This is a genomic window from Cryobacterium sp. CG_9.6 (assembly GCF_029893365.1).
Classification (GTDB): domain Bacteria; phylum Actinomycetota; class Actinomycetes; order Actinomycetales; family Microbacteriaceae; genus Cryobacterium.
Window position 1 is genome coordinate 545,556 of record NZ_JARXUZ010000001.1, and the last position, 21,183, is coordinate 566,738.

Here is a 21,183-nt window from a genome sequence, read left to right on the forward strand (position 1 = left end):
GTACTTATTGGCAGTCCTTATTGGCGGAGAATGGGGGATTCGAACCCCCGAGGGCTTTCACCCAACACGCTTTCCAAGCGTGCGCCATAGGCCACTAGGCGAATTCTCCTGGCCACCGTTTCCCGAAGGTAACGGCACCATAGAATCCTATCTGTTTCTGAGGTGGTCTGCTGCCGCCTGACCCAAGCGGGCAACACCAGATCAGAAAAGCGGATGTTTTTGGTGCGTCCCGATCTCACCTAAGCTAGTAGCGGCTCCTCGCGTGGTGCCATCTTGGCCAATTCCCCTAGGACGGAAACGTAGCAAGGGTAACCGGGCTCTGGTAGGTGCGCGAGGGGTCCTTTCTTTTAAGGATTTGCCGCTGTCTCGGGATACGCCACGGTGGCAGGAGCATACTGGGCAGGTTCCTCAACACGATTGAATGGATACCGTGGCACGAAGCATCTACATCACCTCGGCCGAGGGAAACACCGGCAAATCCACCATTGCACTCGGCGTGCTCGACACGCTCACGCACTCGGTGCGTCGCGTGGGGGTTTTTCGCCCGGTTGCCCGGTCCACCCACGAGCCTGACTACGTGCTGGAACTGCTGCTGCGACACCTCCACACCGGAGACGCCGCCGGTTCGGCGTATGTGCAGAGCTACGAGCAGAGCGTGGGCGTCACCTATGACGCCGTCAACTCCGATCCCGACGCCGCGCTCGCCCTCATCGTGCAGCGCTACAAAGCGGTCGAGGCGCTCTGTGACACCGTCGTCATCATCGGCAGCGACTACACCGACGTGGGCAGCCCCACCGAACTGGCCTTCAACGCTCGCATCGCCGCGAACCTGGGTGCCCCCGTGCTGCTCGTGCTGGGCGGCCGGGTTGGCCAGAGCCAGGGCGAATGGTTGGGCCAGAGTGACCCCCGAACCACGAGTGATATTCGCCAGCAAACGGATGTCGCGCTCGCCGAATTGCGCGACGAGCACGCCTCGTTGCTCGCCATTGTCGTGAACCGGGCCGATGCCAGCCGCCTCGACGAGATCGTCTCGGTGGTGCGGAGCGTCGTTGACGCTCCCGGTCAGCGCTCGGAATCGACCGCGGGCATCCCGGTGTGGGCGGTCCCGGAAGACCCGTATCTCGTGGCACCCAGCATGCAGAGCATCATGGAGGCCACCAACGGGCGCCTCATCAAGGGTGACCCGGAGCTGCTGGCACGTGAAGCGCTCGGTGTTGTCGTCGCCGCCATGTCGATGGTCAACGTGTTGCCCCGCCTCATTGAGGGCGCTGTCGTCGTCGTTCCCGGTGACCGGGAAGACGTGCTGCTCGCCGTGCTCATGGCGAACTCCGCGGCCACGTTCCCGTCCATTGCCGGCATTGTGCTCAACGGCGGCTTCGAACTGCCGGAACCCATTCAGCGCCTGATGGAAGGTCTCGCACCCTCCCTCCCCATCATCAGCACCGATCTCGGGTCCTACGAGACGGCACTGCGGGTGACGCACACGCGCGGGCGCCTTGCCGCGGATTCCCAGCGCAAGCACGACACGGCGCTCGCCCTGTTCGAGCAGCACGTGGAGGCATCCGTTCTGCTGGATCGTCTGGAAGTGAGTCGCGCCGATGTGGTGACCCCGCTCATGTTCGAGTACGACCTGCTCGAGCGGGCACGCAGCCACCGCCGTCATATCGTGCTGCCCGAGGGCGATGATGACCGCGTGCTGCGGGCCGCAGCCACCCTCCTGGCCCGCGACGTGGTGGACCTCACCATTCTGGGCGAGGAGATTGAGGTGCGTTCGCGGGCGATCGGGCTCGGCATCGACATTTCGAAGGCACAGATTCTGAGCCCGTTCGATGACGTGCTGCGCCTGCGTTTTGCCGAGGAATATGTGAAGCTGCGCGTGCACAAGGGCGTCCGGTTCGAGCAGGCACGCGACACCGTGACCGATCTGTCGTACTTCGGCACCATGATGGTGCAGCTGGGCATTGCCGACGGCATGGTCTCCGGCGCCGCGCACACCACGGCCCACACCATCCGCCCGAGCTTTGAAATCATCAAGACCCGGCCCGGCGTGGGGGTGGTGTCGAGCGTGTTCCTGATGGCGCTCGCCGACCGCGTGCTCGTGTACGGCGACTGCGCCATCATTCCCGACCCCACCGCCGAGCAGCTGGCCGATATCGCCATCTCGGCCTCGGAAACCGCCGTGCAGTTTGGCATCGAGCCGCGCATTGCCATGCTGTCTTACTCCACCGGCGCTTCCGGCGAGGGCGCCGACGTCGACAAGGTGCGTGCGGCCACGGCGCTTGTGCGTGAGCGCCGTCCCGACCTGCTGGTTGAGGGTCCCATTCAGTACGATGCCGCAACGGATGCTGCGGTGGCGGCCACGAAGATGCCCGGTTCCGAGGTGGCCGGCCGTGCCACCGTGTTCATTTTTCCCGATCTGAACACCGGCAACAACACCTACAAGGCCGTGCAGCGCAGCGCCAATGCCGTGGCGATCGGCCCGATTCTGCAGGGGCTGCGCAAGCCGATCAACGACCTGTCCCGGGGTGCGCTGGTGCAAGACATCGTGAACACCGTGGCGATCACCGCCATTCAGGCCGCGTCCCTCGATGAGGCGGCCGCCCTGGCAGCAGCCACCGCCGCCGAGGTACACGCGTGACCGCCGTGCTGGTGGTGAACTCCGGTTCGTCGTCGTTCAAATATCAGCTCATCGAGATGGATACCGAAACCACCCTCGCCAGTGGTCTCGTGGAGCGGATCGGCGAGCTCATGGGCACCTCCTCGCACACGGTCCTCGAAACCCCCATCACCCAGGCCACCGAGACGGTCACCGTCGAGCGGGAGCTGCCGATTGCCGACCACACGGCCGGGTTCGCGGTCATGCTGGAGGCCTTCCGCACGCACGGTCCGTCGCTGGAGGCGCACGCACCCGTTGCCGTGGGGCACCGCGTGGTGCACGGCGGGGCACGCTTTCACGAGCCCACCGTGATCACCGAGTCGGTGGAACGCGACATTGACGAGCTTTCTGCCCTCGCACCGCTGCACAACCCCGGCGCGCTGCAGGGAATCACGGCCGCGATTGCCGCTTTTTCCGCGGTGCCGCACGTGGCCATCTTCGACACCGCCTTTCACCAAACGCTGCCGCCGGAAGCGTTCACCTACGCCATCAACGCCGACCTGGCCGAGCGCTTTCGCGTGCGCCGGTATGGTTTTCACGGCACGTCGCACGGCTTCGTGTCGCGGGCCGGGGCCGATTTTCTGGGACAGCCGGTCGACGCTCTGAACCAGATCGTGCTGCACCTCGGCAACGGTGGCTCGGTGTGCGCCGTGCGTGCCGGCCAATCGGTGGAGACGAGCATGGGCATGACCCCGCTCGAAGGACTCGTGATGGGCACCCGTTCGGGCGATATTGACCCGGGTGTGCTCTTTCACCTGCACCGCCGGGCCGGCCTCGACATTGATGACCTTGATCAGCTGTTGAATCGGGGGAGTGGCCTGCTGGGCCTCACCGGTCACGGCGATCTGCGAGACGTGATCACGGCCGCAGATTCCGGCGATGGCCCGTCTCAGCTCGCCATTGACGTATACGTGCACCGACTCAAGGGATACGTGGGGTCGTACTATGCCCAGCTCGGCCAGGTGGATGTCATTTCGTTCACGGCCGGTGTGGGCGAGAACAGCGCGCTGGTGCGGGCCCGTGCGCTGGAGGGACTCGAGGCGCTCGGTATCAGGATCGACCCCGAGCGCAACGAGGCCAAGTCCCGGGTGGCGCGGCGTATTTCAGCGGATGACTCGGCCGTCACCGTGCTGGTGATTCCCACGAACGAAGAACTCGAGATCGCCCGGCAAACCCTGGCGACGGTGCTCTAACCCGCACCGGGGTGGTGATCCTCACCCGCTTGGATCTGCGGTTCGGATGCCCACATCGGCGGATCCCCCGAGCAACCCGCTGAGCAGGCCGCCCTGAAAGGTGGTGGTCACTGCGCTGCCAAGTTCGTGTCGCCCTTCAGCCTGCTCACGCGCTCGGCGGGCGAGGGCCCGGCCACGGTGGCACGAGGCCGCCGGCGAGAAGGGTCGTGTTCTTGCGACTAAGGGCGCGAGAGGAGGTGGTGGGGTACTGCATGGATTATGCGTGTTCCGTGGTTTCTGGCTCGACTGTCCGGCCGCGGGTACCTCGTTCGCAACAGTAGGAAAGGGACTCCTCATCGCGTTAGAGAAAGTAAGCCTTCCCCCACTCAAGGGGTAAAAAGATGTGGGAAAGAGACTCGTGGGAGGTCGTCTCTGCATGTAGCCCTCTAACCGAATAGTCTGAGATTTACTCATAATATGCTTGCCATTTGCGTAGGGGGGCGCGTACGGTTGGCTCCAGCTTGGACCACGATTCGCGAGGCGGGGGCCGTGAAACAGGCGAACGTGGAGAACTCAAGGTGGACACCGTGCCCAAATTCGATTTCTTTCCAAACGTAAATCGTGTCAGCAGTAGGCGAACCGCGCTCCATACGGCACCGCAGCACCGTTGGCACTTGGGCCTGACTTCCCCGGGCCTGCGCGTCGGCTCGGTCGTTGCCATTACGGCGCTGTTCTTGGGCGCGGGAAGCGTGCCAGCCATGGCCGCCCCCGGCGATATATCGAATGCCGCTGGCCAGTTCATCTCCGGCACCCTCGTGGGTCAGGACCTTGCTCTCGTGGCGGCCCTCGCCGGTGAAACGGCCACGAGTGACGGCATCACGAGCCAGACCAACGCGAACAACCTCGATCTCACAGCCCTTGGCACCGTCAACATCGACATTGGTGGCGGCGTTCTGGTTCCCCTCGACCTCGCGAGCGCCGGAGTTGTCTACCAGTTTGCGCAGGCGCTCAACAATGCTTCCTCCCGAGGATCATCGGGGGCAGTCGGCAGTGACGGCATCATTGGTACCGCACCGAATGCCGGCGTCGCACCGGGCCCGCTCACCCTAGACCTTTCGCAGGTGGTCGCTAATCTGGGCCTGCCGGGCATCGCCGAACTCGCCAACCTCAACCTCACGGTGGGTGCCGTCGCCGGAAGCGCGGCGCAAGCAGCTCCGGCTGCGGCCGTGGGCGGCTACAACATCGCCAGCGCGCAGCTCACCTTCACCAGCCCCACGATTGCCGGGATTACGGGAGCGACCGCTACGAGCACGGCTGCCGTGCAGGCTCAGTTGGATGTGCTCAACGCGGACCTCACCGCGGCGCTTGACGCACAATTCCAGCTCTTGGATCCCCTCGCCATTACCACCCTCGCGGTGACCGCTCCGGACCTGGCCGCGGTCACGGCAGGTCTGACAACCGGCACCGTCACGAACATCGCCTTCCCCGGCGTGTCGATCAACCTCGACACGGGCGAGGTCACGATTGACCTCGACGCTCTCACCGGCGGGCTCAACGGCCTTCCGCCGAACACGAGCATCCTGACCCCGGCCGTGCTCACCCTGATTGAGACCAGTATTCTCGGTGTGCTCACCGGTGTCACCGACAGCGTCCAGGCGGCCATCACCGCCGCCGTCGATGCCACCGCGATCACGGGTGATGTCTCTGTGCTCGGAGTCCCAATTCTCACAGTCAACACCACGGTCGGGGCGCTCAAGGTCGCTGACACGAGTGGCCTCGTGCTCGCTGGTGTTGGTCTCGCACTTCCCGGCGGTGTCGCGTCGGTCCTCACTGCACTGCTCCCGCCCATCACCGCTCTCCAAACGACAACGGATGCCCTCAGCACGGACGTTCTTGCGCCCGTGCTCGCGAGTCTGAACCCGGCCATCAGCGCAGTGCTCGGCGAGGCGCTCGCCATCATCGTGAACAACCAGTCCCTGGTGGCCGGGGTCTTCACCGAAACTGCCCTGCGCGTGACCGTCCTACCGAACACCAGTGCCCTCGCCCTCGACCTCGGCACTGGTCAGGTGGGCGTGAACGCGCTCGCCGTTGCGGCAGGGGCCACGGCCCTGATCCCCGATAACGGGCCAGAGACCGGCGGCACAGCCGTCACGGTCACCGGTTCCGGGTTCACCGGGGCCACTGGTCTCACCGTTGACGGGACATCCGTTCCCTTCGTTGTGGTCGATGACGCCACCATCACCTTCACGACCCCGGTGCACGCGCCGGGACTGGTGGACGTGGTCGTGGTTGATCCGGCCGGCAACTCGGCTCCCCTGGGCTTCACATTCACCCTGGTTGCCCAAGTCATCACGGTCACTCCGAACACGGGACCGGAGGCTGGCGCCAACACGGTAACCATCACCGGCGTCTGCTTCACCAGTGCCACGAGTTTGCTGTTTGGTGCCACACCGGCCACGAGCTTCGTGGTTGTAAATGACACCACCATCACTGCCGTCGTTCCGGCCGGAACCGGCCTCGTGGACGTAACCGTCACGGGTGGGGGAACCTGCGGCACGGGCACCCTGCCAGGGGCATATACCTTCCTGCCCGCGGCAGCGATCACCGGTATCGTGGCAGATAATGGGCCACAAACCGGCGGCACCACCGTGGTCATCACCGGTACTGGGTTCACTGGGACCACGGATGTAACCTTCAACGGAACGTCGGTGCCCAGCTTCACGGTTGATTCAGACACGCAGATTACGGTGACTACTCCGGCACACGCGCCGGGGCAAGTTGACGTGGTCGTGCTCTCGGCGAACGGCAACTCACCGCCCGCACTGTTTACATTCACGCCGGTCACGACGGCAACCGGTGTCGACCCTTCCAGTGGGCCGGCGGTGGGCGGCACGACGGTGACGATCACGGGTAGTTGTTTCACGGGCGCCACCTCGGTGCTGTTCGGTGGAACGGCGGCGAGCTTCACCGTGCTGAGCGACACGCAGATCATGGCAACCTCGCCGGCCGGAAGCAGCACGGTTGATGTGACGGTGGTCGGCGGCGGAACATGCGGCACCGGAATACTGGTGGGTGCGTTCAGGTACGTGCCCGCCACGGTCACAACGACCACTGTCACTCCGCCGTCGTTCCTTGCCTCCACCGGTTTCGGGGGGATGCCGATTGCTCGCTTTGGCGTTCTCCTGTTGCTGCTCGCAGGTGTGGTGCTACTAATTGTCCGGCGCAGGCGGGACCTGCTCGCCTAACAACTCGTATGGTTCCGGTTGTTCCCCCGCCACCGGCACCATACGTCTCCTTCCTTGACTCGGGGCTGAACTAAAGCACCCTCACGACCTCCGGGAGTCGTGAGGGTGCTTTTCATCTGCGTGGACGCTTGTGCTCGGGCTGCGCAGCGTCGGTGGGGCCAAGTACCATTGATCTGTGGTTACCGCACTGTATCGCCGTTACCGGCCAGAGACCTTTGCCGAGATGATTGGCCAGTCGCAAGTGACTGAGCCGCTCATGACGGCACTGCGCACCAATCGGGTGAATCATGCCTACCTGTTCAGCGGCCCGCGCGGGTGCGGCAAGACCACCTCGGCGCGCATTCTGGCTCGCTGCCTGAACTGTGCCGAGGGTCCCACCGACACTCCCTGTGGCGTGTGCCCGAGCTGTGTCGAACTGGCCCGTGACGGTGGCGGATCCCTTGACGTGGTGGAGATCGACGCGGCCAGCCACAACGGTGTCGACGATGCCCGGGATATTCGTGAACGCGCCATCTTCGCGCCGGCTCGCGACCGCTACAAGATCTTCATCCTCGACGAGGCGCACATGGTGACGCCGCAGGGGTTCAACGCCCTGCTGAAGATCGTGGAGGAACCGCCGGAGCACGTGAAGTTCATCTTCGCCACGACCGAGCCCGAGAAGGTCATCGGCACGATTCGGTCGCGCACCCACCACTATCCCTTCCGCTTGGTTCCACCGGCACCCATGCTCGAATACGTGCAGCAGATGTGTGAAACCGAGCACATGCAGGTTGCCCCCGGCGTGCTGCCCCTCGTGGTACGTGCAGGCGGCGGCTCTCCCCGCGACACGCTGTCGCTGCTGGACCAGCTGATGGCCGGCTCCGACGGCCACACCGTTGAGTATGAGCGTGCGGTTGCCCTGCTGGGCTACACCAGCGCCACCTTGCTCGATGACGCGATTGACGCCCTCGGCGCCCGTGACGCCGGAGCAGCCTTCGACGCGGCAGACCGGGTGATCCAGACCGGTCAAGACCCGCGCCGCTTTGTGGAAGACCTTCTGGAACGCATGCGTGACCTCATCGTGGTCGCGGCCACGTCGGCTGCGGGAGCCGCAGCCGTGCTTCGCGGGGTACCCCAGGACGAGATCGATCGGATGGCGGCGCAGGCTCACCAATTTGGCCCCGCCGAACTCTCGCGCACCGCCGATATTCTGAACGCGGCCCTCACCGAGATGTCGGGCGCCACCTCTCCTCGGTTGCATCTGGAACTCATGATTGCCCGCGCGCTTATCCCCGCCACGGACGACTCCGTGCGCGGAGCGCTCGCTCGCGTGGAGCGACTCGAGCGCCGGATCGGTGTTGAGGGTGTGGCCGCGGTCGCACCAGCCGAAACCGCCCCGGCCACCCCGTCCCGCACCCCGTCCCCCGTGCCGCCGCGCAGCTCCACCGCGCCCGCCCGTCCCGTGGTCGACCCGGTCACCGACGCGCCCACAAGCGGTGTGGGTCCGGTTCAGTGGGCCGCAACCGCGAAGCCTGCACCCACGGTGGCGGACACCACGCCGACCGCACGCGCCGACGCGGCACCAGCATCCGCTGCCGCGCCCGTTGCGGTAGACGCCCCGCACGCGGTGCGCGTGCTCCCCACTGCTCCGGTGACGTTTGCGCAGCTCAGTGCCGCCTGGCCGGAGATTCTCGAGGCCGTGCGCACGGCCAAGGTGAGCGCCTGGCTGGTGGCCTACACCGCGCACCTGATTGATCTGCGCGACAACGACGTTTTGGTGCTGTCGTTTCCGAGCGAGGCCGATGTGGCCAGTTTCAAGCACTCCCCGGCACCCGGCATGGGCGTGAGTGATTTTCTGCGCACCGCGATCGTGGCGGTGCTTGGGCTTCGGGTGAAATTCATTGCTCGCGAGGAACCGCGTCCGCCGTCGGGGTCCGCCGGTGACGACCCCGTTGCGCCGGTGCTCACCCCGTCCGCATTGCCGCAGAACGACGAGTCCGGCGCGCCGGATGGAGACGTGGTTGACGACGAGCCGTGGGCCAGCGATGCCGGTGCCACGGGGGCCGACGAGAGCAATGCCGCAGTGTCCGACAGTGCGCAGTCTGCGGCAGAACTCGACGAGCAGAGCCCGTCGCCCGTCGGTGTCGCCCCGGTCGCTGCTCCCGTCGCCGTGCCGCCGCCCATTGCCGAGACCGTCACCCCGGCACGGCCGGCGACCACCGGCTGGAACACCGTGGCTATTCCCGGCTCCGCACCCGCTGTCACCCCCGCGGTGCGCGAACCTGTCACACCGGAAGCCAGCGCGACTGCGCCGGCGCGGGCAGTGGAGTCAGAGCCACCGTTCAACGATGTGCCCCCGCCCTTTGACGATGACGTTCCGCCCGAGCGGGATGGCCCAGGCTACGAGCGCACGCCGACCGTGCAGAACACGCCGCGCGTTCAGGTGCCGGCGGCATCCGCTGGTCGACGCCCAACCGAGAAGGCGCGCACAACCTCCGCACCGAGTTTTGCCGAGAAACAGCGTTACGGCGAGGCGGTGGTGCGCGAGGTTCTGGGTGCCACGTTTATTGAAGAACAGCCATATTTTGCGACCACGCCGCGACCGAGAGGCGACTAGCCCATGTATGAAGGCATCGTTCAGGAACTGATCGACGAACTCGGCCAGCTGCCGGGAATCGGTCCGAAATCTGCGCAGCGCATTGCGTTTCACATTCTGCAGACCGAAAAGTTTGACGTGACCAGGCTCGCGAACGTGCTGCTCGAGGTGCGCGATAAGGTGCGGTTCTGCGATATCTGCGGCAACGTGAGCGAGCAGCCCACGTGCATGATCTGCCGGGATCCGCGGCGCAATCCCACCCTCATCTGCGTCGTCGAAGAGGCCAAGGACGTTGTGGCGATCGAGCGCACCCGCGAGTTCAAGGGGCTCTATCACGTGCTCGGTGGTGCCATTAGTCCGATCGACGGGGTCGGACCCGACGATCTGCGCATTCGCCAGCTCATGCAGCGGCTGGCGAACAACACCGTTCAAGAGGTGATCATTGCGACGGATCCTAACCTCGAGGGGGAGGCCACCGCCACCTACCTGTCACGCCTGCTGACCACGCTGAAAATCAAGGTCACCCGGCTGGCGTCGGGGCTTCCGGTGGGCGGTGACCTGGAGTACGCCGACGAGGTCACTCTGGGCCGTGCCTTTGAAGGTCGTCGCGAGGTTACGCACTAGCCACGGGGCGTCACATGAACGACGGCCTGCGGATCCGACATTTATACTAGAGGCTTGGCCTCTGCCCACCCACCAACCTCAGGAGTGCTCCGTGGCTTTGATCGTGCAGAAGTTCGGCGGATCATCCGTTGCCGACGCCGAAAGCATCAAGCGTGTCGCCAAGCGCATCGTGGACACGCGCAAGGCCGGCAACGAAGTGGTGGTTGCCGTGTCAGCCATGGGCGACTCCACCGATGAGCTGCTCGACCTCGCCCACCAGGTGACCCCTCTTCCCGCGCCGCGCGAGCTCGACATGCTCCTCACTGCCGGGGAGCGCATTTCTATGGCCCTTCTCGCCATGGCGATCAAGAGCATGGGCTACGACGCTCGCTCCTTCACCGGCAGCCAGGCCGGCATGATCACCGACGCCCGGCACGGGTCCGCCCGCATTGTCGATGTGACACCGGGCCGCATCCGTGAGGCCCTCGACGAGGGCGCTGTCGCCATCGTTGCCGGCTTCCAGGGTTTCAACCGCGACACGAAAGACATCACGACTCTCGGCCGTGGGGGCTCTGACACCACGGCCGTTGCCCTCGCCGCGGCCTTGGGGGCCGACATTTGTGAGATCTATACGGATGTCGATGGTGTCTATACCGCCGACCCGCGTGTTGTTCCCAAGGCGCGCAAGCTCGATAGCGTCTCGAGTGAAGAGATGCTGGAGCTCGCCGCCGCCGGTGCGAAAGTTTTGTATATTCGAGCCGTGGAATATGCTCGGCGCCATGGCGTGACGCTGCATGTGCGGTCATCCTTTAACAACAACACCGGCACCATCGTCTACAACGCCGATACCGCCCGTGCGAATGGAGAGATAGTGGAAGAGCCAATCATCGCCGGGATTGCTGCCGACCTGAGTGAAGCAAAGGTGACGGTCGTTGGCGTGCCCGACATTCCCGGCAAGGCCGCGCTGATCTTCAAGATCGTCGCGAAGACCAACGCCAACGTGGACATGATCGTGCAAAACGTATCCGCTGCAGCGACGGGCCTCACCGACATCTCCTTCACGCTGCCCAAATCCGAGGGTCAGCAGGTGCTGACCGCACTCACCAACGAACAGCAGGTCGTCGGGTTCAAGAGCCTGCAGTACGACGACCAGATCGGCAAGCTCGCCCTGGTGGGCGGTGGCATGCGCACCAACACCGGTGTCTCGGCCAAGCTGTTCGAGGCACTGTATGAGGCTGGCATCAACATCGAGATGATTTCCACGAGCGAAATCCGCATCTCCGTGGTGACACGGGCCGACACCATCAATGAAGCCCTGCGTGTGGTGCACACCGCGTTCGGACTGGACGCCGACTCCGACGCCCAGGTACACGGCGGAACCGGCCGCTAGTTTTCATCGCCCGCGTCGACACGACCCGGGTGCACGACCTCGTTCTACGTTAGGAATCACTGTGAGCACCACCGTCACAACCGCAGGCATCAATATTGGCGTCGTCGGTGCCACTGGGCAGGTGGGTGCCGTTGTGCGCGCCCTGCTGGCCGAGCGTAAATTCCCGGTAAAGAGCATCCGCTTCTTCGCGTCGGCACGTTCCGCCGGGAACACCCTCTCCTTTCAGGGTGTCGATGTTGTGATCGAAGACGCGGCGGTTGCCGATCCGACCGGCCTGGACGTGGCAATTTTCTCGGCGGGAGCGTCGCTGTCCAAGGTGCAGGCTCCGCGCTTCGCCGCCGCCGGCGTTACGGTGATCGACAACTCGTCCGGTTGGCGCATGGACCCCGATGTTCCGCTCGTGGTCAGCGAAGTGAACCCGGAGGCCATCGCCTTGGCCACCAAGGGCATTATTGCCAACCCCAACTGCACTACCATGGCCGCGATGCCCGTGCTGAAGGCGCTGCATGACGCGGCCGGCCTCGAACGCCTGATCGTGAGCACCTATCAGGCGGTCTCCGGCAGCGGCCTTGCGGGCGCCTTCGAGCTGGCCTCCCAGGTGCGCGTTGCGGTACAGGACGAAAACCTGCTCGGTCTGGTGCACTCGGGAACGGCTGTCACCCTGCCGGAGCCCACCATTTACGCGCGCCCCATCGCGTTTGACGTCATTCCGCTTGCCGGATCAATCGTTGACGACGGCAGCTTCGAGACCGACGAGGAACAGAAGCTTCGTAACGAGAGCCGCAAGATTCTCAACCTTCCCGAGCTGCTCGTCTCGGGCACGTGCGTGCGGGTTCCCGTGTTCACCGGTCATTCCTTGTCGATCAACGTGGAGTTTGCTCAGCCGCTGACGGTTGCCCGGGCCCAGGAGCTGTTAGCGGATGCCCCCGGTGTGACCCTGACGGATGTACCCACGCCCTTGCAGGCGGCAGGCCAAGATCCGAGCTTCGTCGGCCGCATCCGGCAGGACCCCGGCGTGCCGAATAATCGCGGCCTGGCCCTGTTCATTAGCAACGATAATCTTCGCAAGGGAGCAGCCCTGAACGCTGTGCAGATCGCGGAACTCGTCGCTGCCCAGCTCGTCGCTGCCTAAACTCTTCGTCTACCCCACGCCGGGTACTGTAGGTGCACTAAACTCACCTTTTGTGAGGCGTAATCAGGTGTGGGGCGGACTGCGGCGGGCAGGGTTTGCGCTTTTTGCGGCCTACGGTGCCGTCGTCATTTTTGGCGCCACCATTGTCATGTCGAGCGCGACGGCCATTAGCCTACTTATCGCCGCGATCGGCGTCGGCTGCATCGTGGCTCTGGAGAGTAACCGCATCTGGATGGGCTGGTCGCCCTACCGCGGGTTGTCCTATAGCCTGCCCGTTATTGCCCTTCCCATTCTGGTGGGCGTGCTGGGTGTGACCGTAGCGGTCGGGACTATAGCCCTCGGTGTCCTCATCCGCACACTGGCCCGCACGCGGCGTTGGGCAATTTCCCTGTACTCCGCGGGCCTGACGGGCGTTGGGGCCACGATCAATGTTGTGGTCTTTCAGGCACTGCTCGACGCGGACGTGATCCTTGTTGTTGCGGTACTTTTCTCTGCCATCATCTTCGTGGCCGTGGTGCTCTCCGTAGAGGTGGTACGTCGGTGGAGTATCCGGGCACCGATCGAGTTGGGGTCCTTCACCCCGACATCGCCCTTCCGAGGTGCCGCCCTGCTGACCGGTGCCGCGTGCTTCACCGCCCTGGCCGCCTTCTGGAATAATCCGGCACTGCCCTTCTTTGCCGAGTCCGTTCAGGACCGCAACGCCCTCATCCTGCTGCTGCTGCTCACGCTGATTGCCGTGGCGGCCAAAGCGCTGGTGCGGCTGGAGGACATGAGGCGGCGGTTTAACGGTCTGATCCGGGGAACGGCTGCGCTCAACGCCAAGTCGTTTGGTCACACTCCCGGATCGGAGTCCTTCGCCGATCTGGTGCGACGTGCCGTCACCGAGGCGATCGGCGCGGAATGGGTTGCCCTGCGCAAGGACCCGGGGTCCTGGCCCGACATCTCTGCCAGCGTCACGCTGGTGAAAGGAGAGCCGCTTTTTATCGTGGCGCATCGTGATGCGATCGATGTGGCGTTTGGCCGCGATGACAAGCGTGCCCTCAACGCCCTCGCGCACACCGCCAACGTTGTGGTGCGGGCTCGTGATGACATCGGTGGCCTGACTTTACGAGCGAATACCGATCAACTGACCGGCCTTCCGAACTACGGTGCATTTCAGGCCGCACTCGTGAACATCAATGGGCACCGCAACTACGCCGAAGCGCTCGCGGTGCTCTTTCTTGACATTGATGATTTTAAGCGAATTAATGACCGGTATGGGCATCAGGTCGGGGATGACGTGCTGCGCGTTCTTGGTCACCGGCTGCGCTCCGCCGTGCGTCCCTCCGATGTCGTAGCCCGTGTCGGTGGCGACGAGTTCGTCATCATTCTCACCCGGCTCTCTTCACTCGCTGAAGCGAATCAGATTGCCGAAAGCATCCTGGTGGCCTCAGGGAAACAGATCGTGCTGGAGGGAGCCACGGTGCATCCGCTTCTCAGCATTGGCCTCGCCTACTCATCGCATCGGGAAGCGGATGTCTGGGAGCTCGTTCTTGACGCCGACAAGAGCATGCTCGCGGTGAAACACAGCCGCCGGAGCGGTGGTCCTTCCAACGAGAGCAGCATCAGCATCTCGGCGCATCGATCGCCACAGGTGATCGAGCGGGTGGCGGAAGCTATTCGCGAGAATAATCTCACCATGGCGTACCAGCCCATCGTGAGTCTGGTCACGAGCCAGATCTGGGCGTTCGAAGCCCTGGTGCGTTTTACCGATCCGGAGATCGGGGCGCTCTCGCCGCCCTCACTCGTGGAGACCTCCAAGCGACTTGGACTGTTCGACGATTTTACGCAACAGGTGGCCGAGAAGGCCATGACGGCGGCCGCCGAGTTTCGGCTCGTCGAACCACGCATCGTCTGCATGACCATCAATGTGGAAGCAAACCAGGTCATGCCGGAACGCCTCGGTGATTTCGTGGAAGAGCTTGCCGCCCGATATGCGGATATTTCGCTGTGTCTTGAACTGAATGAACGCTCGGTTGCGCGGGTGTCCCCGGAGCTGCGGGCACAGGTTGACCATCTGCGCGATATTGGGATTCTGATCGCGCTCGACGACTACGGTTCGGAGGATTCGTCCGTTGACTCTCTCGTGCGTGTTCCCATGGACATTCTCAAAATCGACAAAAGCCTCGTTGATGACCTCGACGATGTGCGCCAATGCGAGGTTCTCACGGCACTGCAGGGCTTTGGGGACAGCCTCGAATATTCGATGATCGTTGAGGGCGTTGAGGACGAAGCGATGGCGCTCCACCTCTCCAGGTTGGGCATTCGAAGCGCTCAAGGCTTTCACTACGGCATCCCGCAGCCGTTCGATGTGGTGCTCGCGCGATTGGTACAGCACGGTGCCGCTGCCGTGGTTCCAGCCACAGCACTGTCGACCCCGTGATCTGAATGCGCGGAAGGGCATGAATCCTTACCCCCGAAGGGGTGTCTTGATTCAAGCTTGATGCAACCTTGCACCGGCCGGCCTGCGCTTCTGGGCTGGTAGCTGTCAGAGTCACAGTGTGAGCTACAGCATCCGTTATCTTCAACGAAACCCGCGGGACACGACCCCCGGGTCGCGTCGAACGCGCACCCGGCTGCGTGCGGTGTCGAGGACTTTTGGCCTCGTGGTTCCCCCCGCAGTGTCACCCCGGTTCTGCGCGTCGCGGTCGCTGACCGCCGGGCGGTCCTGACGGTCGCCAGCCTCCGGGAGACCGGTGATCAGGCGGGCTAGGACTCGTGTGGTGCTGCGAGTCGGTAACCGACCCCGCGCACCGTTTCCAGCCACGACGGTGCCGTGACGCTATCGCCCAGCTTGCGTCGTAGATTTCCCATGTGCACCTCCACGGCACGCTGATCTGCCTCGCTCACGGAGTAGCTATCGGCATACGATTCGCCGCGAAGCATGAGCGCGAGGTCGGCTTTGCTCCGCACTCGCCGCTGAGAGTCGAGGAGGGAGGCGAGGAGATCGAACTCGGTCCGGGTGAGATCGAGCGAGTGGTCGTCAAGGAGCACACGGCGCTCAGCAGCGTTCAGGCGGAGTCCGTTGTGCTCGTGCCATGCGCTCGGGACCGTTATTGAGTCAGTGGCGGTTGTCTCGGGTTCCGCCGCAGTATCCGTGCGGTCGGTCGCGAGGTGATGCCGCGGGCGGCGCAACATGGCATCGATCCGAGCCCGCAGCTCACGCGGCCGAAAGGGTTTCGTCAGGTAGTCGTCGGCACCAGCTTCGAGGGCTTGCAACGTGTCTATCTCGTCACTGCGGGCAGTGAGCATCACGAGGTATGTCGAACTGACACCACGAATGCGGCGGGCCGTTTCGAATCCGTCCATCCCCGGTAACCCCACGTCGAGAGTCGTGACGACCGGGTTGTGTTCCCGCACCGCTGTGACGCCATCGAGACCGTTGCTGGCGGTGATCGTCTCGAATCCGGCCTGGGTGAGCACGACCGCGAGGAGCGCCCGAATGTCGGGGTCATCCTCGATGATGACCGCGACGCGTTTCTCGGAGGGTTCAGTCATACCGCGATTATCGTCCATTCACAGCGCGCCGGGGGACGCCGGGTTCTCATCTCGATTGCGTGACCTGCTTGGGGTTCCGGGCGCGGCGCGGCGCGCTCCGGCGCCGCGATACACTCGGAAGCGTGAATGCAACGGAACCCGTAGACGTCGTTCTCATTGGCGGCGGAATCATGAGCGCTACTCTCGGCACCCTCCTCAAGGAGCTGCAGCCGTCGTGGCGCATTGAAGTGTACGAGCGATTGGGCGAATTGGCCCAGGAAAGCTCGAACCCGTGGAACAACGCCGGCACGGGTCACGCAGCGCTGTGTGAACTCAACTACATGCCCGAAGCACCCGGGGGAAAGCTCACCGCCGACAAAGCAGTGAGCATCAACGAGCAGTTTCAGGTCAGCCGTCAGCTCTGGGCGCACCTAGTGAGTACCGGGGCGCTCCCGGAGCCGGAGAAATTCATCAACTCCACACCGCACATGACCTTCGTGCACGGAGCAGCGAATGTTGCCTACCTTCGCGAGCGTCACGAGGTTTTGAAAGACCAGCCGCTTTTCACCGGAATGGAATTCAGCGATGACCCAACGGTTATCGGTGGTTGGACGCCCCTGCTCACGAAGAAGCGTCCGTCCGGGCAGAAGATTGCGGCCACGCGCAGCAACCTGGGCACCGATGTCGATTTTGGCGCCCTCACCTCGTACATGTTCGACAACCTCACCCGGCACGGCGTCGAGGTGAAAATGAACCAGGAAGTCACAAACCTCAGGCAAAACTCCGACGGGTCGTGGCGCATTAACCTCCTACGCCAGGTTGGACAGACCCGTAGCACCGTGAATGCCAAGTTCGTGTTCGTGGGTGCCGGTGGTGGTGGTTTGGCCCTGCTGCAAAAGAGCGGGATTCCCGAGATCAAGGGGTTCGGTGGATTTCCGATCAGCGGTCAATTCCTCCGCACCACGAACCCCGAGCTGGTGGCTCAGCATCAGGCAAAGGTGTACGGCAAGGCCGGTGTTGGTGCCCCGCCCATGTCCGTGCCGCACCTGGACACGCGAATCGTCGACGGCCAGATGTCGCTGCTCTTCGGGCCGTATGCCGGGTTTAGCCCCAAGTTCCTTAAGACCAGTACCTGGCTCGACCTTCCGCTGTCGATTCGTGCTCACAACCTCGGCCCGATGCTCGCCGTGGCCCGCCACAACTTCGACCTGATGAAGTACCTCATTGGCGAAATCTTCGCATCACGTAACGCCAAACTGAAGGCACTGCAGGAGTTCGTTCCCACCGCCAAGATGGGCGACTGGGAGCTGATCACGGCGGGCCAGCGCGTGCAGGTTATGAAGAAGGATGCCGACAAGGGCGGCGTGTTGCAAATGGGAACCGAGGTTGTCACATCGGCTGATGGCACCATCGCCGGGCTTCTCGGCGCATCGCCCGGTGCGTCTACGGCTGCGCCGATCATGGTGGATCTGCTGGCCCGGTGCTTCCCGGATCGCATCGCGGCGTGGGAGCCGAAGATCGCCGCCATGATCCCGAGCTACGGCACCAAGCTCTCCGACGATCCTGCCGCCGCCGCCGCCTCCCTGGCGGCCACGGCACAGGTGCTGCACCTCACCGCGTAGCCGGCGTCCCGGAGCGTGGTGACGGCGGTTCCCCGAGCTGTCGCTCGTGCCGGCCGCACGACGCCGTGCAGGCGGGTGTGCCCCCCATCTCAGGTGACATACTTGAATTGAAGGGGAGCAATGACTCTTGGATTACCGGGACACCTGGTGCAGTCCGAGCTCGCCCGCGCCCTCGCCCGTGCCGCGCATGGCTTTGGTCTGATTTGTCTCACCGGGGCCCTCGGAGCTGTCATCGTCTTGAGTGCCACCGAGGCCGGGACCACACTGCCCATCACAATCGCCGTGATGCTCGCTATGGCTGGCCTTCTTGTGCTTGTCACACGCCGCCGCAGCCTCCTCATGTCCCTCAGCTATCTGATCATCGGAACACTGTGTATTTACGTGTTCACCGATACCGTCTTGAGCGCGCCAGAGAGCTTTTCGGCGTCCACGCTCTTTCTGCTGGCTCTGCCCAAGATGGCGCTGGTTATGGTGGCCGGCGCCGGATCCGGACTTCTGGTGGGGGTGCTGTGGAGCACGGCGGGCTTTGTCCTGGCCGAGGCGGCGGGACTCCTTGCGGTTGTTCATGCGGACGTGAGCGTTGGCCGGGATTTCTTCACGGTGACGGCCTACGTGGCGCTCACGGTAGCGCTGCTCCTGGCCGGGCTTGGACACCGTCGAGGTGCGCTTGCGCAGCCGGCATTGCTGCGCGCCGCACGAAACGATGCGTCCAGCCAGCTGCGACACTCGCTTGACAACCGGTCGATCGCCGTGCTGAACGACACGGTCATCAATCAACTGGTGGGCCTGTCATTGTCATCGCCCGGGGTTGTCTCTCCACACCTGCAGGCGGGGCTGCGCACCACGCTCCACACGCTTCGAGACACCGCCTGGCTCTCCGAAGGCGACCCGCATGCGCCCGGCACCGGAGTGCTTGCGGCCAGCGCGCTGTTTGCGGCCGTCGACCGCTGCCGCACCGCTGGCCTCACCATTGAGGTGAACGGGGACATCGACTCGCTTGATCGCCTCACCTCATCGGCCGACCGCGAACTTGCGCTGGCGGTGGAGCAGTGCCTCGGAAACGTTCTGCGGCACGCCGGCACGATCGCGGCCGAGGTCAGCGTGGAGAACGACTCCGAGAGCGTCTCCATCATGGTGGCGGATGCCGGCCGCGGGTTCACTCTGTCGGGATCGGGGAGCGGGCGACTCGGGTTACGCCAGTCCGTGCGGCGCCGTATTGATCGCCTCGGAGGGTCCGTGACCATTTGGACGCGCCCCGGGGCTGGCACCACCGTGCGGCTGACCGTTCCCGCAGGTGACCTCGCCGTTCCTGCGCCCACGGTGCGGGGAAGGCAATGACGGCACCCGATGCGACTCAGCAGCGTCTTGATCCGATCGGTGGTCTCGCCGTCTGGCCTCTTGCGCCCGTTACGGCCCTCATCGTGGTGACCTATGCCATTTTCTCCGTGATGACACAGGCCGCAGAAGTGCTAAACCCACTGTTCGCCGCCCTCGGGGTGGTGGCCCTCGCGGGTGCGGCTGGCATTCTCGTGTGGGCCTCGTTGCCCGAGAATGCACCCTTTCAGCGCCGCTCCAGCATTCTCCTCGTGGGGCTGGCCCTTCTGGCCTATTTTCTCGAACAAGCGGGTTTGTGGGGTCAGAACTCGAGCGTGCACAACGATTTCGGTCAGGTGGCTCTCGGGCTCCTCATCCTGGCCCTGGCACCCTTCCGCCCCTGGCGAGAGATCATCCTCCTGGCCCTGGGGTCCGCCATTATCGTCGCCACCGGGGCCTTCGTTCACGCGTCTCTGTTCGATACCGGTGCGCCACCAGCCCTCTACGCAATTCTTGCTGCGGTGCAATTGCTCGCACCCGCCCTTGCTGGCGCGGCCTACTGCCGTCAGGTCGTCACGTCCATTCGCGTGTGGCAAACGGACGCCGTGCGGTCCATTCGGCGCACTACCGAGGAGAGCCGGGTAACCCTGGCCCCCGCCGTCGAAAAGCAGCGACTCGCCGACCTCGAAGTAAGCGTGCTGCCCTTTCTCAGCGCGATTCTTGACCGCGGTACGGTTTCGGCTGCGGAGATAGATCGTGCACGCGGGCTAGCGGAGCAGGTGCGGCGGGCACTGGTTGCCGAAACCGATCACACCTGGCTGGATGATCTGGTGGCCCGGGAGAGCGCTGGCCTGGCGGCCGAAGCGGGTGGGGGCATCGCGGCGCTGCCCCTGGTGCGCGATGATGAGCGCCGGGCCGCTCGATTCACACCGAGGCAGCGCGCGGCCTTCGGAGCTCTGGTGGTGATGCTCTGTGCTCAGCCCGGACTCGACCACTCCAGCCTTGCCATTCGGCTTTCCCCGGCGCACGGAAAAGCAACCCCGGACGGCCTGAGTGAGCCGTTGGATTCTCAGCACGCCGAGGGTGCCACGGTGATCTCACTGGACGCATCCGTTGTCGTGCCCGCCCGGCAGCTGCGTGCGGCCCTCCAGCCGTTCACTGCTGTCTTGCGGGTTGAATTCACGCACGTTCGCGTGGGTGTCGGCCGTCAACACCTCACGGTGCATCTCGATGCCGAGCACCGCGAGGCTGGCCATCGCAATGCCGACCGATCACACGTCCGACGGCTGTCGCGTCCGATGGCCCTAACCAGAAACGAGCCCTAAATGGCGAAACTCTACTTTCGCTATGGTGCGATGAACAGTGGCAAGAGCACCTCCATGCTCCAGGCTGCATACAACTACGAGGAGCGCGGGCACCGAGTGCTGCTCGCCAAACCGTCCGTTGATACCAAGGGGGACCGTGGCATCCTGTCTCGGCTTGGCGTGACACGCGCTGTTGACTACCTCTTAACTCCGGAAACGGATGCCCTCGCCACGTTTCAGCAGCACCGCGCTCAGGTCCTCCGTGAATCCGGTCTAGATGTGAGCGCTCTGCTGCTTGATGAGGCGCAGTTCCTCACCGAAACGCAGGTTGATGACCTGCTGCGGATCGCCATTCTCGAAAACGTCCCCGTGTTGGCGTACGGCATTCGCACGGACTTTCAAACGGTGGCTTTTCCGGGCAGTCGGCGCCTACTCGAGGTCTCGCACAGCCTGGAAGAACTCAAGACAATCTGCCGGTGCGGGCGCAAAGCAGTGTTCAACGGACGCAAGATTGACGGCGTCTACGTGTTCGATGGCGACCAGGTGGCCATCGATGGCGCCGAGGTCACCTACGAATCGCTCTGCGGATCGTGTTACCTCGAAGAAAGCCACGGTGTTCTCAATACCCGAAGCCGGGCCTAAGCGGCGTTATGA

At 64.1% G+C, this 21,183-nt stretch carries 13 protein-coding genes, 1 tRNA gene and 1 other RNA gene; 13 read left to right on the plus strand and 2 right to left on the minus strand.

Annotation, left to right across the window (positions count from 1 at the left end; all coding sequences use genetic code 11):
- Positions 1-21 precede the first annotated feature (21 nt).
- Positions 22-109: transfer RNA gene (locus tag H4V99_RS02615), tRNA-Ser, on the minus strand.
- A 140-nt stretch (positions 110-249) separates the two neighbouring features.
- On the opposite strand from H4V99_RS02615, the gene ffs reads away from it, so the two are divergent.
- From ffs to H4V99_RS02660, 9 genes are all read left to right on the plus strand, one after another.
- Positions 250-346, plus strand: an RNA gene (gene ffs, locus H4V99_RS02620) — signal recognition particle sRNA small type.
- Between the two features lie 84 nt (positions 347-430).
- Positions 431-2,638 carry a phosphate acetyltransferase gene (pta, locus tag H4V99_RS02625; RefSeq protein WP_280675259.1) on the plus strand — a complete coding sequence of 736 codons (2,208 nt, stop codon included), beginning with the start codon at positions 431-433 and terminating at the stop codon, positions 2,636-2,638.
- A complete protein-coding gene (locus H4V99_RS02630; RefSeq protein ID WP_280675261.1) occupies positions 2,635-3,849 on the plus strand; it encodes an acetate kinase in 1,215 nt (404 codons plus the stop codon). Before pta ends, H4V99_RS02630 begins: the two co-directional genes overlap by 4 nt.
- A 653-nt stretch (positions 3,850-4,502) precedes the next feature.
- Positions 4,503-7,073 (plus strand): choice-of-anchor G family protein, encoded by a 2,571-nt coding sequence (locus tag H4V99_RS02635; RefSeq protein WP_280675263.1) that lies wholly within the window; start codon positions 4,503-4,505, stop codon positions 7,071-7,073.
- A 175-nt stretch (positions 7,074-7,248) separates the two neighbouring features.
- Positions 7,249-9,669: a DNA polymerase III subunit gamma and tau gene (locus H4V99_RS02640; RefSeq protein ID WP_280675265.1), complete on the plus strand. Its 2,421-nt coding sequence runs from the start codon at positions 7,249-7,251 to the stop codon at positions 9,667-9,669.
- 3 nt (positions 9,670-9,672) lie between these two features.
- On the plus strand, positions 9,673-10,272 hold the full coding sequence (gene recR, locus H4V99_RS02645) for a recombination mediator RecR (protein ID WP_280675267.1): 600 nt from the start codon (positions 9,673-9,675) through the stop codon (positions 10,270-10,272).
- Positions 10,273-10,363: 91 nt separating this feature from the next.
- A complete protein-coding gene (locus H4V99_RS02650) occupies positions 10,364-11,641 on the plus strand; it encodes an aspartate kinase (RefSeq protein ID WP_280675269.1) in 1,278 nt (425 codons plus the stop codon).
- A 61-nt stretch (positions 11,642-11,702) separates the two neighbouring features.
- Positions 11,703-12,773 (plus strand): aspartate-semialdehyde dehydrogenase, encoded by a 1,071-nt coding sequence (locus tag H4V99_RS02655; RefSeq protein ID WP_280675271.1) that lies wholly within the window; start codon positions 11,703-11,705, stop codon positions 12,771-12,773.
- A gap of 52 nt (positions 12,774-12,825) precedes the next feature.
- The gene (locus tag H4V99_RS02660) at positions 12,826-15,195 is read left to right on the plus strand and encodes an EAL domain-containing protein (RefSeq protein ID WP_280675273.1); all 2,370 of its coding nucleotides are present in this window, start codon (positions 12,826-12,828) and stop codon (positions 15,193-15,195) included.
- A 326-nt stretch (positions 15,196-15,521) separates the two neighbouring features.
- Here the strand turns inward: H4V99_RS02660 and H4V99_RS02665 are convergent, their stop codons facing one another.
- Entirely contained in the window at positions 15,522-16,310 is a 789-nt protein-coding gene (locus H4V99_RS02665) for a response regulator transcription factor (protein ID WP_280675275.1), read from the minus strand.
- A gap of 122 nt (positions 16,311-16,432) precedes the next feature.
- On the opposite strand from H4V99_RS02665, the gene H4V99_RS02670 reads away from it, so the two are divergent.
- The 4 genes from H4V99_RS02670 to H4V99_RS02685 all read left to right on the plus strand — a co-directional run bounded on the left by H4V99_RS02670 (position 16,433) and on the right by H4V99_RS02685 (position 21,171).
- The gene (locus H4V99_RS02670) at positions 16,433-17,911 is read left to right on the plus strand and encodes a malate:quinone oxidoreductase (protein WP_280675277.1); all 1,479 of its coding nucleotides are present in this window, start codon (positions 16,433-16,435) and stop codon (positions 17,909-17,911) included.
- A 120-nt stretch (positions 17,912-18,031) separates the two neighbouring features.
- Positions 18,032-19,249 carry an ATP-binding protein gene (locus H4V99_RS02675; RefSeq protein ID WP_280675279.1) on the plus strand — a complete coding sequence of 406 codons (1,218 nt, stop codon included), beginning with the start codon at positions 18,032-18,034 and terminating at the stop codon, positions 19,247-19,249.
- Positions 19,246-20,550: a hypothetical protein gene (locus tag H4V99_RS02680; protein WP_280675281.1), complete on the plus strand. Its 1,305-nt coding sequence runs from the start codon at positions 19,246-19,248 to the stop codon at positions 20,548-20,550. Before H4V99_RS02675 ends, H4V99_RS02680 begins: the two co-directional genes overlap by 4 nt.
- Positions 20,551-21,171 (plus strand): thymidine kinase, encoded by a 621-nt coding sequence (locus H4V99_RS02685; protein ID WP_280675283.1) that lies wholly within the window; start codon positions 20,551-20,553, stop codon positions 21,169-21,171.
- Positions 21,172-21,183 lie beyond the last annotated feature (12 nt).